Source organism: Spirosoma validum, assembly GCF_014699035.1.
Lineage (GTDB): Bacteria > Bacteroidota > Bacteroidia > Cytophagales > Spirosomataceae > Spirosoma > Spirosoma validum.
Map to the genome: position 1 here is coordinate 190,105 of NZ_JACXAA010000008.1, position 14,771 is coordinate 204,875.

Consider the following 14,771-nt stretch of genomic DNA (forward strand, 5'->3'; position numbering starts at 1 on the left):
TTAAAAATGTCAGGGATTTAGCGGCTTGGTGAACGTAATCTGATTGCCTTTCTGGCTGACAGCCACATCCAGCAGATCGGCAATGACCCGGCTCAATTCAGTAGCTGTTCGCGTGCTGAACGTACCCGAGACAGTGCGTTGCGCCAGCGCAGAATCGGCAACGGTAACCTGCATGCCGTAAGTCTTTTCCAGTAGCCCGGCGATTTCGCTCAAAGTAGTCTGATCAAATTCATGCTGGTGTTCCTGCCAGGCCGCGTAGGCATCCGGATGGGGTAGGTGTTTCATCGATAGAAATCCCGACGAATCCAGACTGATCAGATCGCCCGGTTTAAGGGTAATATGTCGGGCCGACCGATGAGCAGTCTGAACAATCTCTACTTTTCCGCGCTGGAGAACCACTTTGGCGCCACGAGGGCGAGAGAAAACGCTAAACACGGTACCCAGAACGATTACGTCCAGATTATGCTCCGTACTAACGACAAATTGAGCCTGGTTACTGAGGTGTTTTACCGCGAAACTGGCCTCGCCCACTAAATGTACCCGGCGCGCCTGATTACCGAATCCGAAACGGGCATATCGTATCGACGAGTTGGCATTCAGAGTGACCGTGCTTCCGTCCGGAAGATCTACCTGGCGTACTTCACCATAGCCCGTATAAACGGAACGATACTCTATATACGAACGGCCTGTGTAAAGCCCTCCCAACAGTAAAAGCCCAGCAAAAACCGCGGCCCATTGCCATACAGAGAGAAATCGGTTCGGACGATTCGGGTCAACCTGAGGATACAAAGGTGTTTGTTCCGTGATTAACCTGCTTACAGATTGCTGAAGTTTGGTTTCCACCTCAATAGCATATTGAGGATTCCGATTTTCCCATTCCTCCAGCCACGCGTAATAATGCTCCTTGTTCTCGGGGTGCTGGAGCCATTCCGCAATCATCTGACGCTGGAGAGCCGTGACCCGATTTGCAAAATGCTCAAAAATCAGTTGTTTGTTGACAAGATTGTCCATACGATAATCAACAGCTAAGTACAGCGATCCGTAACTATTTTAGCGTATCAGGTCGCCCAACAGGAATACAAGCCATATGGAAAAGAGCGCCGTTCGGAGTAGACTCAGCGCTTTCGTAATGTGCATTTCAACGGCCTTCACCGAAATAGATAGTTCATCCGCAATTTCTTTATGCTTTTTACTTTCAAAACGACTCAGTAGAAAAACCCGCTGACACTGAGGAGGCAGCCCGCTCACAACCGTCTGAACCCGGTGGTAGAGTTCCGTGTACTGCAAAATCTGCTGTGGGTCTTCTGTTTCGGCAATGTCCATCAGAAAATCCTCTGTCGGCCGCTGATGTGCAAACTCATCGCGCAAATGATTGTAAATTCGGTTGCGTAAAGCCCGAAACAGATAAGCCCGAATCGACGTAGTGATGTGTAGATGAAGCTGCCCCTTCCAAAAATTGGAAAACACCTCACTCACCAAATCTTCGGCCTGTTCTTTCGATTGAACAAAGCGGACGGCATGATTGCACAGCGGTCGGTAATAACGCCTGAAGAGTAGTTCGTAACCCTCACGGACACTGCGGTCAAATGCCTGCCGAATAAACAGCTCCGAATCGACGACTCGACTTTCGCTGTGGTCGGGATCAGTTACCTTTATTGGTTTTCCCCGCTGATCTGGATAAAGTGGTTGTAGCTGACTCATGGATCGGGCTTAATACATACGAAGACACGAAAACAAACAGATACCCTAGGTGGTAATTTGACTATTTGACGAAAAATTTTAACCGTACGGTTAACCATACGTCAAAGCCAGCTGGAATGTTGCCAGAATTTAACTGGTCAGTCAGTAATAATGTGAATACGGGACTTGATAGGACTCGTAAGGCCGTACCAACGTAGCGTCGCTAACTAAACATGCCAGAACAACTCAATGGACCGAAGGTTGAGCGTTCTGGCATGTTTAGTTAACAGGAATTCTAATCTAAGGTATACTCATCGGCACGAGTCATTAATAGGCCAGAATTTCACAGTTATATCCAAATGAATTAACAGATTCGATGATTTCGTCAGGAGAGAAATTGTCTCCTTCGACACGTAGTACTTTATCGCAATCTTCCAGGTCAAAACTTATTTTGTCTGCCTTAAAGCGGTCAAGAAGTTTTTGAATCAGCATCGTTGATATGGCTACTTCCTGAACATTTGTTTTGAAAACTTCCACCATACGCATCATGGCTTTATCCAATTGGTTTCGATCCTGTGAGGAGTCACAGGGTTTGATTTTTATCGTAATTCACGATCCAGTTTATTCCGAACTTATCGGTGAACGCGCCGAATTTAGCACCCCAGAACATATCAGCTATAGGATCAATAATTTTCCCGCCGGCTGATAACCGGGTAAAGAACGTGGTTAGTTCTTCTTCGGAACTACAATTAATGGATAACGTAATGGAATTGCCTTTGATCAGGCTGGTTCTGTTCATGTCGGAACCCATCAATACAAGATTTCCTTTCGTGAGGCTGGCGTGCAAAATTTTTTGTTGCCATTCGGCGGTCATTTGCGCGGCTACCGGCGACTCACCAACGGTTTGCAAATAGAGTTCACTGTCCAAGCATTCCTGGTAAAATGTCATAGCTTCGCGACAATTACCATCGAAAGTCAAATAAGCATTAATTTGTGTCATATTTTTAGATAAATTTAAGGTTCATTGATTTATTGTTTCGACTAAATAAGTGCTGGTTACTAAGTGATTTTTTGAGAAGATCACTGCAAAAAAAATAGTATTTATCTTCATTAAATGAATTGAGCATTAATTGTGAAAAAAAGCTATTGAAAAATTCATCTAATTAAAAATCCTTCTGACGTTTTTGTCTTTACAAATATAGTTCTATCAATTCTGTTTTATCAGGTGAGAATCCGTCAAAATAGGGGGTTGATTACGACAGCAATTTCCTTTATATTTGACCTATGAAGCATGTATCTATTCTTATACCCGAAGGCCATATTAGTCTTACGAATATCGACGGAACGTATCAGATTCTTTCTGAAGTAAATTCATTTCAGATCGCCATGGGCAAACCGCCACTTTTTGCGGTTCAACTAGTGGGACTGTCCAAGGAAGCGAGTTTACGCAATGGGTTATTCACCATTAAGCCGGACGTCTTGATTGACGAGATCGAAAAAACTGATCTGATCATTATTCCGGCCCTGTTTGGCGAACATGAGCAAAGCATGGCGCTGAATCAGGAGTTTATCCCCTGGATTATTCAACAGCGTGAAAATGGGGCAGAAATCGCTAGTTTCTGTGTCGGTGCCTTCTTTCTGGCGGCTACGGGTTTGCTGAACGGGAAACAGTGCGCAACCCATTGGCGTCTAGCTAATGAATTCAGGGCTGCGTTTCCGGATGTTAATCTGGTCGATGATAAGATTATGACGGAAGAAAACGGGCTATATACCAGTGGAGGGGCTTATTCCTATTTAAATCTTCTCCTGTATTTAGTTGAAAAATATGCGGGGCGCGATACGGCTATTTTAATTGCCAAAGCGTTCATGATTGATATTGACAAAAACAGCCAGTCTCCCTTTATTATATTCCAGGGTCAAAAGACTCATAATGATGAGCCGATTAAAAAAGCCCAGGAATTTATTGAGACCAATTTTCAGGAAAAAATAACAGTTGATCAATTGGCTGATATGCTGGCGATTGGTCGCAGAAATCTGGAACGAAGATTCAAAAAAGCGACGAGTAATACAGTTTCAGAATACATTCAGCGAGTAAAGATTGAGGCCGCAAAAAAAAGCTTCGAAACAGATCGAAAAAATATAAGCGAAGTGATGTACGATGTTGGTTATTCAGATATCAAAGCGTTCCGGACAATATTCAAAAAAATCACGGGACTTTCACCAATCGATTATAGAAATAAGTATACGAAAAAAGTAGAAAAATTAGAGGTAGCTTAAAGTCTATTGATGCACTAATAAATCTGTTGAAATTAGATCTTTGACAAAGTTCAAAATCGCTCCGCTTCGGCGCAGGGCGGCCTGTGCCGTCCGACGGCGGCCCGGTTTGTCAAAGATAGTATCTGGCTACCTGACCTGGAGTGATACGTATCACTCCTTCTTTTTTTGTTGACGGGCTTTATACTCTTGAAAACGCTTATTGTATTCATCCATCTGGTCAGGCTTGTAACGTTTCTGGTATTCGGCGGGTAAGTCGAGCCGTTCGGGAGACAGTAGGGGTGCCTGATCGACGAGCGTATTTTGCCCTTTGCCATTCTTGAGCAGCTCAAATGAATCGTATTTCTCACCCGTCACGGTATACGACTGATACGTCAATTTATCGCCGTTAATGGTGATGGTCTGATAGAGTTGTGTGTTCGATCCCGCCCGATCCATCCAGTTCTGAAGGCCAAGATCGTACATCTTCGGGCCGCTGACCGATACCACGTAAATTGGACCATCGGGATGCTTCCGACTCTTACCCAGCGGCATATTCAGTCCACGCCCATATGTATGGTCATGCCCCTGCAAGACCAGATCGACGCCGAATTTTTTATAAATCGGTTCCATGCGTTCCCGCCACTCATTGTTGTCTCGCCCTTTGGCTGTCGAGTAAATTGGATGGTGATGCGTAACGACAGTCCAGCGATTCGGGTTATTGTTTAAGGTTTGCATGAGCCAATTGGCCTGCGTTGTCATGGCCGATGAGTCAAGCAAAGCCAGTTGTGAATTCAGAGAAATAAATCGAGTGCCCTGATAATCAAAAAAGTAAGCGGTTTCTTCAAATCCCTTCGGACCGTTTTCGGGTAAAATAAAGGACGGACGCCAATGCCTTGAAACACGAGATTTGCCTTGCTCATCTTTAAAATATTCATGATTGCCGGGCGTGGCCAGCGTAGGAACCATTCCGTTGATCCAGCCACCAGCTTCAAACCATTCAGCCCATTGCCAGTCGGCATTCGACGTAGTGATCAGATCGCCTGCGTGAATCATCAGACTAACCGTTGGCAACGTGGAATAAGCGCCACGAATTGCCCGTGACCAGAGAGAGCGTATATCGTTCTGAGCGTCGCCGAAATACAGAAATGAGAATGGAGCCGAATGATCCTTCGCTGTCTTGAACTGGAACCACTCGGTCCAGTGAGTGCCATCACCAACCCGATAGCTGTATTTCGAATCTGGTTTCAGGTTTTTGAAATGAACAGAGTGATAAAGAATCGTTTTTCCGTCAAGTACGATACGTTGGGTAGTCGCCGGAACCAGCGTAGCTTTAGAAACGACATCAGGGGAAGGATCAGCTTCAGCAATGACCCCAGTTGCGTTGACGACGGTTGAATCGGTTCGCCAGTTTACGGACTGCGACGTAGCAGGATTGTCCTGCCAGCCCAGAATTACCCGATCCGGATAAACCGTGGCTGGATAGTCTTTGTGCGTTTGTGCCCAGCCTGAAGCCGTTAGTCCGACCAGAAAAAGAGCGTAAAAAAGAGGTTTCATAAAGCAACAGGGCTTTTAAAGAGTCGACTGCTAACCGCGAACTATGTAGGGTTTATGCGCGGAGTAGGCGAAGACATACAGTCTTGCGACCTTTGCGAATAAACTCAGCGCCCGTTGCGATTAATGATCAAGCGGGAAATTTTCTGCAAAGATTCTGTATCCACGGCATTTAATAAGCCAATCCTGTATTAAGAAAATTTGAATTCCTGACCCCTAACTCGCTACGTTTATTGCAAAGCCAGTCGAATGTGAGCCAGATGGTGCTGCACGTGCCAGGCCGACATAGCCAACGCCTGCGCCTGATTGATCGTGATCTGCCGAACCGGATGGTAGTACGTAATGGCCAGCATGGATTCCGTAAGCGTTTGGGCCAGATAAGCGTACCGCTGATGAACTCCCTCGAACATCATCAACGAATCCGCAACCGGGGCGTCGGTGGCGTCGGGTGTATTGGCCCAGCGGTCCATATCGACCAGCGTAACGACTTTATAATCCGGTTCTGTCAACGCTTTCTTCATCCGCAGGTAGTGCAGGAACTGCATGTCGCTAACATGATGCACTACTTGGCGAATGGTCCAGCTACCTTCCCGATACGTCCGGGTCAGATCGGCTGGTGATAAATGTTCGACCAGCTGACGGTACTGTGTCGGGCTGGTTTTGATAATGTGAATAAAGTGAGCCAGCTCGTCTGCCGAATACGTGTGCTGTAGGGCAAGCGGCCCAATCGGAAATTTACGACTGTCCATATCTACGGTCTGATAAAACTTGCCGAAAGATGAAAACTTTCAGCAAGTCCGCAAAAACTTCATTTACCAACCGGCCCGCTAATTACGCCCAGATAGCGTCCCATCCAATAGGGAAGGAGCCAGATGTCGCCCGCGCTGTGTTCCGACGTACCGTTGCCACGAGCGCGGTCCAGCGTAAACATGTTGCCGTTGTGCCGTTGAATAGGCCGTTCATTGGGTGGTAAGACTTCTTTCGTCGTTTGCTTGCGGAAGTTTTCGGGAACAAATTCGATGTCTTTGCGATGACTGTTCATGATCTGCCAGTCAATTAAATCGAGCGGATATTCCTGCAAATACCAGATGGCCTCGTTCAGATCGAAGGTTTTGGTGCCAGTCAGAGCGGTAAAAATGTTCCAGGCCCCTTCTTTTTCAGGACGTTCAACGGCCCAGTGGTCGATAATGGTCTGTTTGAATTTCGCTTTCAACGTATCGTTTAAGGCGTAGCGATACAGTCCCCAATAGCCCACAAAATACATTTCGTCATCAGAGTGATTCCAGCCGTCCGACATGTGTTTGCTATGCTCATCCGCATCATCGGGTGCCTTTCCGATCACGCTCATCGGTCGCATCAGGTTTTCCAGATAGCCATGTTTTTGCATCAGGTCAAACGCTTTGGCTCTATACTTTTCTTTTTTCGTAAAATGATAAGCCGTCTGAAGCATCGCTACGATGTTGGACGAATTCAGCTTCCGGTCACCAACGTTGATCGGAAAAGCATTGACGTACTTTGGATTCCATTTACCCCACATCGTCGGTTTCCCGTCGAAATCAATCAGATACAGATCGTGGCTAATGATGTGGCTCATGAGCGTATCGATCAACGTAATGGCCCGGCGCTGAAGGTTTTTATCGTCGACCAGTTCGGCCATAGCCCCGAACGCAAACACATGCCCGATCACTTCATCACTGCTCGTGGTCGATTTCCAGTCCCAGCCGGGTTGGGGCGAATGTTGCCAGCGATCTGCATCGTGGAGTTTTGCCATGAGGCCAGCCCGCTCGAATGACCGCGCCGGAAAGCCAGGAACGGGCGTAATGGTATAGAGCCGTTCCATCGCATCGAGCGATTCGCGGCAGTTTTGCAGAGCGTCCTTGTCTTTTGTAACGGTGTACCGGAAAATTTCGCCAGCCAGATACATCGATGTCCACAAACCGTCATTGTCCGAATCGTCCAGATAACCCGTGGCCAGATTGCCTTTTTCCATGCGTTCCAGCGACGAATTGAAGCCATTCCGAATATGCCTGGTACGCACCTGACGATCATAAAACTGCGCTTTTTCGTGCAACGTCATTGGCTTCGTTTCGAGTTTAGCAAGACCTGCTGTTGTCAGAATTAGTACGGCATTTTGAGGCCCGGCTGTAATCTGCGTCACCTGATTGCCGGGCAGCCAGCGTTCGCCGTTGTAGTAATCGAATTTGCCGTCGGAACGTAGTGAGAACGCGCCTTTTGTTGAGCCAAACCAAAGATTATCATTGACCTCCGCCACCGCCGTGATTTCCGGGCAAGGCAAATTTCGGTGTGCTGATCCAATCTGTTTTTTACCGGCCGGATCGAATTCAATATAGCCGTCGTTCGTGCCAATGATGACTTTCTGAGGTTTCGTGGTCAACGCAAACGACGTAAAATCGGCTCCGTCGAAAACTTTGTTAACCTTAAAGTCTTTAGCCGAAAGTGTAGACAACGATTTTTTGCCCAGCAGCCAGAACAGATTGGCGTCTGGCTGAAACCGAATGCCGATCAGGTCATCGTCTGGAACAGTACCTTTCCAGGCAACTTTATTGTCTTTCACTACGTGGATTGCCTTGCCGTCTGAAACCAGGAACGTACTGTTTGTGGCTCCGGCAAACAGTTTTGCCTGAGGAAGCTGGTGTTCGGCGAAGAGTTTCCCCGCCCAGGCGTTGCTCAAAATCGCCCGCTTGTCGAGATAAATAAATTGCCCATCGTAACTGTCCAGGGCCGTTACGGTCATGTCCTGCATTGGGCGATACGTTCGGTCGGAGGGGAGTGTTCCGGGCGATAGAAAATACCCATTGGCCGGACGTAAGAGCCCATTGGATGAAAGCACCTGGATGACACCGTTTCGGTCGCAGGCCAACCCGGTGAGGCTGGCATCCGGTTTGTCAAGGTAGTATTTTACGCTATAAATCTGGTCGAAAGGTTTGTCCTGATAAACTGTCTGAGCCAACGTAACATCGTTGCCAGAAAGAAACGTAACGGTTAAAAAAAGTAAGTAACGGAGTCGTTGCATAAGCATCGGTGATTCAGTTCGGGTTGAGTTTTTGTGGGTCAACAACTACGTATTGAATGGACTTGTGTTGCTCATCGGGATGGTGAGAGTACGTCATGTGCAACAAGCCATCGGTAGTTTGAATAAGTGACGGGTAAGAATATCGGCCCTGATCGACCGGGTGATCCTCAATGCGGATTTTCCAAGCCCAGGTTTTGCCTTCATCATCGGATAAGTACAGGCTAAGCCGATAGCGGCCATCATCAACGTCATTCCCCAAAAACGCCCACCGACCATCCTGAAGAACCAGTGCTTCGACACTGGCTGTATTGGGAATATCTGTTTTCGTGGTTGCCGTCCAGCTTTCGCCCTGATCTGTCGACTCGCTCACCTGGACGCGTATGGGAGCGTCTCCACTGTCGCGCATGTACGCAACCAGGTGCCCATTTTTCTTACGTACCAAAGCCGGTTGAATTGGCCCCCGACCAACGACGGGCAGACCAGGTCGCCAGCTGGTTCCGTCATCGTCAGAGATTGCCATGAGCGACAGGTTAAATCCGTCGGAATAGAGGGGCAAAACAATGCGGTTATTCCCCAGTAATAGCGGTTTGATACGTGTCATCCAGCCGATGCAGCGTTTCCCGGCGTCGCGACTTGCCTCTTTGATCAGATCGTCGTAGCGGGGTGCGTAACCGCCCCAGCCAACCGTACTTTTCGGCAGATCCTTGAATTTGACTGCGATTTCTTTCGCAAATTGCTCATCGGCTTTAAGCAGAATATTATCCTGCCAGGTCCAGACGGGTGGACCACTTTTCAGATAATCGGTAGACGTTCTGAAGCGTAGAATGGACGATTCCCACTGGTTCGCCTGAACCGCAATCCAGACCAGAAACAGTTTGCCCGTATGATTCAGGAATAGAACCGGGTTGCAGTCGGGCAGGTTGGGCGTATCGGCCATTGGGAACGGCTCACTCCAGGCTATTTCGCCTTTTTTTAACCGCGCTCCCATGATTTTGACGTCGTCGGCGGTACGTTCACCACTGCCATAGAACCAGACGGCGAGAAAATCGCCATTTGACAAACTGACCAGACTGCTTCCGTGCACGTGCTTTTCCTGCTCTGGAAAGATCAGCCCTTTCCGCACAACAGCGGGGTTCGTGGATTGAGTAAATCCCGTTGTGCCCAGGTTCAGGAGCGTCAATAGTAAACCAATGGTTTTCAACAAGGGCATATAGTCGATTTCGTTATCATATAAAAAACTCCAGCTGTACGACCCCACCGGGGTCACATATTTGTAGGTTAACCAGAATTCTACAGACATTCGACCCCGGTGAGGTCGGACCTCGCAGCCGATGCAATCGACTGTATCTGATGACATTCTGTTCACTGGTCCACCCGTTTGTCTACAGCAGTCGGTTACTATACGCCATATCAAATGCTTCGGGCTATTCAAAAGGGGGATGAATTTTAATACAGTTACCGAGCCAGGCGAGTTAAGAATCCGGGGTAGAGGTTTTAGTCCTGTTACGCTAAAATGAAATTTATCTATTTTGCGCAAATAGAGGGTAATTTTACGCAAAGTGCGAAAAGGCCAGTAGGAGTAATCTATATATTTGTTTGATAGAGAGAGTGATGTAGTTTGAAAAAATAGATAAGTGAAGTTGAGTTTAGTACAAGGAATACACGTTTTGAGTACGATCCTGAATTGTTAATACAGATATATAAAGTTCATCCGGGTTACGAGGTTTAGGGGTTGAGATAGAGTGGGGGAAGGTGGATTGGAAGACCCGTTTGTCCTGAAAGGGGCACTGAATTCGAGTGAACATACGGCTTACACAGATATCGTTTTTGTACTCACCTTTTCGTTCAACCCCTATGGCCTTTTCTCTATCTATTCTTCTCAATGACGTAATTCAGGGTGATCAAGTTGCTTTTGGTAAGCTATACCGGCATTACCGTACGCCAGCCCTTAAATTCTGCGTCTCAATCCTGAAAGACCAGGAGGAAGCCGAGAATATGGTGCATGACGTATTCATCAAAATCTGGGAAAAACGAGCGCTTATTAATCCAGAGCTCAATTTCAATTCATACTTGTTTACGTGCCTGCGTAACCTGGCGTTTGATTATCTCAAACAGCTCGACAAGAATCAACTGCTTCGGCAACGCTATCTGGAACGCATGGAACACGTGCAGCCAGATGAAACCGAAGATCCGGAAATCCAGTTCAAAGTTCTTCAGACAGCTATCAACTCCCTCTCTGAGAAACGGAAACAGATACTGCTTCTCAACGTAGAAGGCGGAAAATCGTATCAGGAAATTGCCGAGTTGCTCCGTATCTCAAAAAACACAGTCAAGAACCAGCTCGTCAAAGCCAAGCAACTCCTGCGCGAAAAAATCGATTTTGCGTTAGTGTAAAGTATGGTGTACGGAGTGATGTCGGACGTTCGCCCGCAGGCGTTCTCAAACCCGGCAGCACTCTACACAAATAATTAATACGTAGTGAATAGTCCTTTCTCTGCGCGTGCCGGTACTATAGGCGAACTGCCTAAACGATAGGGTGGGATGGCACAACAGCGCAGCAACTACTTAGTCGATCAGCTACTCAGCAACAAACTATCGCGAGCGGAGTTTGACGAATTTTTGGCGGGTCTCCACAATCCAGACGATTTACAGATTTACTCGGATGCGCTGGAAACATATTTCAACGAGCTGGTAAATGACCCCGATCCTCCACCCGACTCCGATGAAAAGACGGAGCCATTCCTGAACGAAGCGAAGACCAGGCTCTGAATTTCCTGTCCTTCACGTACTGCTTACTTCTCTATTGAATCTCTCTTAATTAGCCACGCATGAACACAATCTCTATCATTTATCAACTACGGAAGCACACGCTGGTCGTCACTTTGCTGATGGGCTTATGCGTCACGCACGTCCTGGCCAATAGGTTAGGGAACGCCAAGCCAGCCAAAACCATTACCGGAATCGTTACGTTAGCAGCAGATGGCCAGCCGATTGCGGGTGCCAACGTTCTGATCAAGGGTACACAAATGGGTAGTATTACCGATAAGCGGGGGGCCTACTCCATCTCTGTAAATGGCAACGATGCGGTATTGGTTTTCTCGTTTATCGGCCACAAAACACAGGAGATAACGGTTGGCAATCAAAGTGTCATCAATGTCGCCCTGGTCGAAAATAACGAAGTGCTGGGCGAAGTGGTCGTAACGGCGCTGGGTATCAAGCGGGAGGCTCGCTCGCTCGGATACGCGGTCGGTGAAGTGCAGGGAAAAGACCTGAGCCGGGTGGCGCAGGAGAACGTACTGAATTCGCTGGCGGGGCGCGTGCCGGGTGTTCAGATTAGTTCGACCGGACCAACGGGTTCATCCGTGAGCATGATCATTCGGGGGGCGAAGTCGCTCAATACTGATAACCAGCCGCTGTTCGTGGTCGATGGGGTTCCGATAAACAACTCATTGAATAACGTAAGCCAGATCGGTAGCGACAACCGGGTCGATTACGGCAATGCTATCTCGGATATAAACCCCGAAGACATTGAGAATATTTCGATTCTGAAAGGGCCCAGTGCCGCAGCTTTATATGGCTCACGGGCGGGGAACGGCGTCGTGCTGATTACCACGAAAAGTGGGTCTAAGTCGCAGAAAATGACCGTATCTGTTACGTCGAATACGGTTCTTGATCAGCCGTATCGATACCTGAAAATGGGCAACCAGTTTGCAACGGGGATTCTACCGTTTACGCCCGATAACAACCCCTATCCGGGCGGGGTTCTGATGATCGACGAGAGTTCGGCGGGGGGCGTTGGTCCTGAACTCGACAAAGGCTATAACGCCATTCAGTGGAACAGCCCCATTGGTCCCGATGGGAAACCGATACCGACTCCGTTGGTCTCGCATCCGAATAATGTCCGCGATTTTTTCAGAACCGGCGTTACGACCACGAATGGCGTATCGATCTCGAACAATTCGGAGAAAGTAACGTATCGGTTGTCGTATTCAAACATGAACAGCAAAGGGCTTATTCCAAACTCAGATTTATTTAAAAATACCCTGGCGATCAGTACGTCCTTACGAGTCAATGATAAACTGACGATCAGTACGAACCTGGATTTCAGTCGCAATAACTCCAACAATCGACCAGCGGGCGAGCGGGGGACAAACCCGATGCAATGGGCGTACGCGGTTGGCTCGCACATTGACATCAACGAACTGCGGGATTACTGGGTGCCGGGCAAAGAAGGCTTACAGCAGAAATCGCAGAGCATCGGCAACTACAACAACCCCTGGTTTCTGGCGTATGAGGTCAACAACAGTTTTGTGCGGGATCGGCTGTTTGGCAACCTTAAAGCCGAATGGCAGCTAACCCCCGAAATCAAACTGATGGGTCGCTACGCGCTCGATACGTATTCGGAGCAACGCGAAACGAAAATTGCGAAAAGTTACACCGGCGAACCCAATGGCGCGTATGGGCTGATCAACCTGAAACGCTACGAACGTAACGCCGACTTCCTGGCTACCTATACCAAGCGGTTCAACGCGCTGAGCGTCGTGGTATCGGCGGGCGGAAACAACCGGTACTCACAATCCTCCGACATCAGCAACAGCAGCAAGAACGGAGCTGGGCTAATTATTCCAGGACTGTATACCATCCAGAATATTGCACCGAACAATCTGCAATACAACAATTACCTGTATAAGAAAGCTATTTACAGCGTGTACGGAACAGCCAATTTTGGCTATAAGGACATGATTTATCTGGACTTGACTGCCCGAAACGACTGGTCGAGTACGCTGCCAGTGAACAATCGTTCCTATTTCTATCCGTCGGCCTCGGTGAGTTTGCTGCTCAACGAAATGGTGCATATTTCTAACAGCGTCGATCTGTTGAAACTACGGGCGGGTATAGCCCAGGTAGGGAATGATGCAAATCCATACAGCCTGTATCCGACGCTGGGCGATGCAGGGGCCTGGAATGGCGTAACGCGCCTGAACAAGCCGGGTAGTATTTTGCTGCCCGACCTGAAACCCGAAATTGCTACGTCGTATGAAGTCGGTATTGATTACAACATGTTCCGGAACCGACTCCGGTTTTCGGGCACGTACTACGTATCGGAAAATCGCAACCAGATTCTCCCGAGCCAGATTGCGCCCTCGTCCGGCTTCACGACCAAAAACATCAACGCGGGTCTGCTCGAAAGCCGGGGCGTCGAACTGTCGCTTGGCGGTACGTTGGTTGACAAAGGCGGGTTGCGCTGGGACCTGACGGGCAATTTCACAAAGAATGTAACTCGTATCAAAGAACTGGCCGAAGGTATTCCGTATTACACGCTGTGGACCGACGCCAAGGGTGGTGCCTGGACGTACGTGGGCGATAAAGTTGGCGATATTTACGATACTGAAATCATTACCGTAACCGACCCAACCTCAAAATATTACGGCTATCCGATTCTCGACAATGACGGGTCGTGGCAAAGCCGAAGCGCGACCAACGTAAAGAACAAAATCGGAAACTTCAATCCAAACTTCATTCTGGGCGCGCAAAGCTCGCTTTCGTATAAGGGCTTCACACTCAATCTCTCGCTCGACTGGCGGTCGGGTGGCGATTTTGTCTCGCAAACGTATCGCTACAGTGAATCGGATCTGCGATCGCAACGGTTCCTCGATAACCTGATCAACCCCGGTGGACGAACTGGCGATGTGCTCCGTAACTACCTGGTCGACAATGCTGATGAGTACATCAAAATTCACGGAAATTACTTCCCGATTGTGGGTGGTCCAACGGCGGCCTATGGGGGCTATCCGTTTGAATTCGGCGGAAAAACGTATGCTTACGGTGTGTTCAATCCGGGCGTTATTGCCCAGTACGACGCGCAGGGGAACATCACAGGATATACGGAAAACCTGGGCGGAACAGGTACAAAAATTATTCCTTATGGCGACAATTATCCCTGGAGTTTCACCCGGGCTGCTACGTTCGACGCGTCGTTTGTGAAGCTGCGGGAGGTATCGTTAGGTTACGATTTACCCGCTAAGTTCGTCAAGTCGATTGGCTTGCAGAACGCTACGTTCTCGGTCTACAGCCGCAACATTATTTTGTGGACAGCCGCCAAAATCAATATCGATCCAGAAATGGCATTCCAGCCCCAGGCGGGTCCGCAGGCCGGTACGCAGTTCAAGCAGGGCATCGAGCGCTATAACGTAACGCCCTGGGTTATTCCGGTTGGTTTCAGATTGGGTCTCACGTTTTGAGGCAGAGG

12 protein-coding genes are annotated in these 14,771 nt (G+C 48.3%); 4 read left to right on the forward strand and 8 right to left on the reverse strand.

Annotated features, from left to right (window positions below):
- Positions 1–9: 9 nt before the first annotated feature.
- From IC230_RS21150 to IC230_RS21165, 4 genes are all read right to left on the reverse strand, one after another.
- Entirely contained in the window at positions 10–1,011 is a 1,002-nt protein-coding gene (locus IC230_RS21150; RefSeq protein WP_191041047.1) for a FecR family protein, read from the reverse strand.
- Between the two features lie 39 nt (positions 1,012–1,050).
- A complete protein-coding gene (locus tag IC230_RS21155; RefSeq protein ID WP_191041048.1) occupies positions 1,051–1,701 on the reverse strand; it encodes an RNA polymerase sigma-70 factor in 651 nt (216 codons plus the stop codon).
- Positions 1,702–2,007: 306 nt separating this feature from the next.
- Entirely contained in the window at positions 2,008–2,241 is a 234-nt protein-coding gene (locus IC230_RS21160; protein WP_223860750.1) for a hypothetical protein, read from the reverse strand.
- 22 nt (positions 2,242–2,263) lie between these two features.
- Positions 2,264–2,680: a VOC family protein gene (locus IC230_RS21165; protein ID WP_191041049.1), complete on the reverse strand. Its 417-nt coding sequence runs from the start codon at positions 2,678–2,680 to the stop codon at positions 2,264–2,266.
- A 284-nt stretch (positions 2,681–2,964) separates the two neighbouring features.
- Between IC230_RS21165 and IC230_RS21170 the strand changes: the two genes are divergently transcribed.
- On the forward strand, positions 2,965–3,957 hold the full coding sequence (locus IC230_RS21170; RefSeq protein ID WP_191041050.1) for a GlxA family transcriptional regulator: 993 nt from the start codon (positions 2,965–2,967) through the stop codon (positions 3,955–3,957).
- A 150-nt stretch (positions 3,958–4,107) separates the two neighbouring features.
- Here the strand turns inward: IC230_RS21170 and IC230_RS21175 are convergent, their stop codons facing one another.
- From IC230_RS21175 to IC230_RS21190, 4 genes are all read right to left on the reverse strand, one after another.
- A complete protein-coding gene (locus IC230_RS21175) occupies positions 4,108–5,490 on the reverse strand; it encodes a purple acid phosphatase family protein (protein ID WP_191041051.1) in 1,383 nt (460 codons plus the stop codon).
- Positions 5,491–5,717: 227 nt separating this feature from the next.
- Positions 5,718–6,236, reverse strand: coding sequence for a DinB family protein (locus IC230_RS21180; RefSeq protein ID WP_191041052.1), 519 nt, complete (start codon positions 6,234–6,236; stop codon positions 5,718–5,720).
- Positions 6,237–6,295: 59 nt separating this feature from the next.
- Positions 6,296–8,521 carry a ligand-binding sensor domain-containing protein gene (locus IC230_RS21185; RefSeq protein WP_191041053.1) on the reverse strand — a complete coding sequence of 742 codons (2,226 nt, stop codon included), beginning with the start codon at positions 8,519–8,521 and terminating at the stop codon, positions 6,296–6,298.
- Positions 8,522–8,534: 13 nt separating this feature from the next.
- A complete protein-coding gene (locus IC230_RS21190) occupies positions 8,535–9,821 on the reverse strand; it encodes a sialidase family protein (RefSeq protein WP_317171813.1) in 1,287 nt (428 codons plus the stop codon).
- Positions 9,822–10,375: 554 nt separating this feature from the next.
- Here IC230_RS21190 and IC230_RS21195 point away from each other — a divergent pair.
- The 3 genes from IC230_RS21195 (at position 10,376) to IC230_RS21205 (ending at position 14,763) form a co-directional block, all read left to right on the forward strand.
- Positions 10,376–10,915, forward strand: a complete 540-nt coding sequence (locus tag IC230_RS21195; RefSeq protein WP_191041054.1) for an RNA polymerase sigma factor — start codon at positions 10,376–10,378, stop codon at positions 10,913–10,915.
- Between the two features lie 147 nt (positions 10,916–11,062).
- Positions 11,063–11,290, forward strand: coding sequence for a hypothetical protein (locus IC230_RS21200; RefSeq protein ID WP_191041055.1), 228 nt, complete (start codon positions 11,063–11,065; stop codon positions 11,288–11,290).
- Between the two features lie 119 nt (positions 11,291–11,409).
- Positions 11,410–14,763, forward strand: coding sequence for a SusC/RagA family TonB-linked outer membrane protein (locus tag IC230_RS21205; RefSeq protein ID WP_191041211.1), 3,354 nt, complete (start codon positions 11,410–11,412; stop codon positions 14,761–14,763).
- Positions 14,764–14,771: the final 8 nt, after the last annotated feature.

Bases quoted from the DNA above. Each gene is read 5' to 3' on its own strand.
- IC230_RS21180 (WP_191041052.1), bottom strand. From the start codon at position 6,236: ATGGACAGTCGTAAATTTCCGATTGGGCCGCTTGCCCTACAGCACACG.
- IC230_RS21185 (WP_191041053.1), bottom strand. From the start codon at position 8,521: ATGCAACGACTCCGTTACTTACTTTTTTTAACCGTTACGTTTCTTTCT.
- IC230_RS21170 (WP_191041050.1), top strand. From the start codon at position 2,965: ATGAAGCATGTATCTATTCTTATACCCGAAGGCCATATTAGTCTTACG.
- IC230_RS21165 (WP_191041049.1), bottom strand. From the start codon at position 2,680: ATGACACAAATTAATGCTTATTTGACTTTCGATGGTAATTGTCGCGAA.
- IC230_RS21205 (WP_191041211.1), top strand. From the start codon at position 11,410: ATGGGCTTATGCGTCACGCACGTCCTGGCCAATAGGTTAGGGAACGCC.
- IC230_RS21200 (WP_191041055.1), top strand. From the start codon at position 11,063: ATGGCACAACAGCGCAGCAACTACTTAGTCGATCAGCTACTCAGCAAC.
- IC230_RS21155 (WP_191041048.1), bottom strand. From the start codon at position 1,701: ATGAGTCAGCTACAACCACTTTATCCAGATCAGCGGGGAAAACCAATA.
- IC230_RS21195 (WP_191041054.1), top strand. From the start codon at position 10,376: ATGGCCTTTTCTCTATCTATTCTTCTCAATGACGTAATTCAGGGTGAT.
- IC230_RS21150 (WP_191041047.1), bottom strand. From the start codon at position 1,011: ATGGACAATCTTGTCAACAAACAACTGATTTTTGAGCATTTTGCAAAT.
- IC230_RS21175 (WP_191041051.1), bottom strand. From the start codon at position 5,490: ATGAAACCTCTTTTTTACGCTCTTTTTCTGGTCGGACTAACGGCTTCA.
- IC230_RS21190 (WP_317171813.1), bottom strand. From the start codon at position 9,821: ATGTCTGTAGAATTCTGGTTAACCTACAAATATGTGACCCCGGTGGGG.